General features: G+C 48.0%; 1 rRNA gene. It reads right to left on the reverse strand.

What is annotated here, in order from left to right:
- A 23S ribosomal RNA gene (locus tag AXX12_RS01765) occupies positions 1-2364 on the reverse strand; the annotation flags it as partial.
- Between the last annotated feature and the right edge of the window lie 136 nt (positions 2365-2500).

Below are 2500 nucleotides of genomic sequence, written 5' to 3' on the forward strand. Positions count from 1 at the left end.
AGGGAACCTTTGGGCGCCTCCGTTACTTTTTAGGAGGCGACCGCCCCAGTCAAACTGCCCACCTAACAATGTCCTGTGACCAGATTCATGGCCTCCAGTTAGAATCCCAGTACTGTCAGGGTGGTATCCCAAGGATGACTCCATAGAACCTGACGGTCCTACTTCTCAGTCTCCCACCTATCCTGTACAGACAATACCGAAATTCAATGCTAAGCTACAGTAAAGCTCTACGGGGTCTTTCCGTCCAATCGCGGGTAGCAAGCATCTTCACTTGCACTACAATTTCGCCGGATTTGCTGTTGAGACAGTGCCCAAATCATTACGCCATTCGTGCGGGTCGGAACTTACCCGACAAGGAATTTCGCTACCTTAGGACCGTTATAGTTACGGCCGCCGTTTACTGGGGCTTAAGTTCACACCTTCGCTTGCGCTAAGTGATCCCCTTAACCTTCCAGCACCGGGCAGGCGTCAGCCCCTATACATCAGCTTTCGCTTTAGCAGAGACCTGTGTTTTTGCTAAACAGTTGCTTGGGCCTATTCTCTGCGACCACCTTTCGGTGGCACCCCTTCTCCCGAAGTTACGGGGTCAATTTGCCGAGTTCCTTAACAGCAATTCTTCCGCTGGTCTTAGGATTCTCTCCTCACCTACCTGTGTCGGTTTGCGGTACGGGTACCAACTTCCTCGATAGAGGCTTTTCTTGGCAGCGTGGAATCAGATACTTCGCCCATACGGGCTCCCCATCACACCTCAGATTCGGCTGGCGGATTTGCCTACCAGCTACTCCTAAATGCTTAGACACACATCCAATAGTGTGCAAATCTTATCCTCCTGCGTCACCCCATTTCTGATAACGTCAGTTGGTAGTACAGGAATATCAACCTGTTGTCCATCACCTACGCCCTTCGGCCTCGGCTTAGGTCCCGACTAACCCTGAGAGGACGAGCCTTCCTCAGGAAACCTTAGGTTTTCGACCGCCAGGATTCTCACCTGGCTCTCGCTACTTATGCCAACATTCTCACTTCTGCATCGTCCACCGCTCCTTACGGTACGACTTCAGCCAATGCAGAAAGCTCCTCTACCACGTACACATAGTGTACATCCATAGCTTCGGTGGTAAGTTTTAGCCCCGGACATCTTCGGCGCAGGATCTCTTGACTAGTGAGCTATTACGCACTCTTTAAATGAGTGGCTGCTTCTAAGCCAACATCCTAGTTGTCTTAGAAATCCCACATCCTTTACCACTTAACTTACACTTTGGGACCTTAGCTGATGGTCTGGGCTGTTTCCCTTTTGACTACGGATCTTATCATTCGCAGTCTGACTGCCGAAATAAAAGTATATGGCATTCGGAGTTTGATAAGGTTCGGTAAGCGATATGCCCCCTAGCCTATTCAGTGCTCTACCTCCATTACTCAGTTAATCGACGCTAGCCCTAAAGCTATTTCGAGGAGAACCAGCTATCTCCGAGTTCGATTGGAATTTCTCCGCTATCCACAGCTCATCCCATGGTTTTTCAACACCAACGTGGTTCGGACCTCCACGAGATTTTACTCTCGCTTCATCCTGGCCATGGATAGGTCACCCGGTTTCGGGTCTACGACATGCAACTTTGCGCCCTATTCAGACTCGGTTTCCCTTCGGCTCCGTACCTTAAGTACTTAACCTCGCTACATATCGTAACTCGTTGGCTCGTTCTACAAAAAGCACGTCGTCACACATATAAAGTGCTTCGACCGGTTGTAGGCACACGGTTTCAGGTTCTATTTCACTCCCCTCCCGGGGTTCTTTTCACCTTTCCCTCACGGTACTACGGTTTCAGGTTCTATTTCACTCCCCTCCCGGGGTTCTTTTCACCTTTCCCTCACGGTACTTCTTCACTATCGGTCACTAGGTAGTATTTAGCCTTGGGAGGTGGTCCTCCCTGCTTCCCACAAGGTTTCACGTGTCTCGTGGTACTCTGGATCAGATCTCTTGCTTATTTCCTTTCGCTTACAGGCCTATTACCTTCTGCGGAGCAACTTTCCAGTTGTCTTCAGCTAAGAAATTCGCAATTTTATGATCTGTCCACAACCCCTAAGTCAAAGACTTAGGTTTGGGCTCTTTCCCTTTCGCTCGCCGCTACTTAGGAAATCGATGTTTCTTTCTCTTCCTCCGGGTACTTAGATGTTTCAGTTCCCCGGGTTTACCTCTATATACCTATGTATTCAGTATAAAGTGCATAGTGTTAACTATGCGGGTTTCCCCATTCGGAAATCTCTGGATCACTGGCTATTTGCGCCTACCCAAAGCTTATCGCAGCTTATCACGTCCTTCTTCGGCTCCTAGTGCCAAGGCATTCACCATGCGCCCTTTGTAGCTTGACCTATCATATATAGTCTAATCAAACTTTCGTTTGATTTCTACAAAATTAGCTAGTAATTTATTAGCGATAATAAATTACCATCATTTGAATTCTTGACGAAATTGTTTATTCTCTAAATTTAATTTAAAGGTTAAACA

It is taken from the genome of Anaerosporomusa subterranea (assembly GCF_001611555.1).
Classification (GTDB): domain Bacteria; phylum Bacillota; class Negativicutes; order Sporomusales; family Acetonemataceae; genus Anaerosporomusa; species Anaerosporomusa subterranea.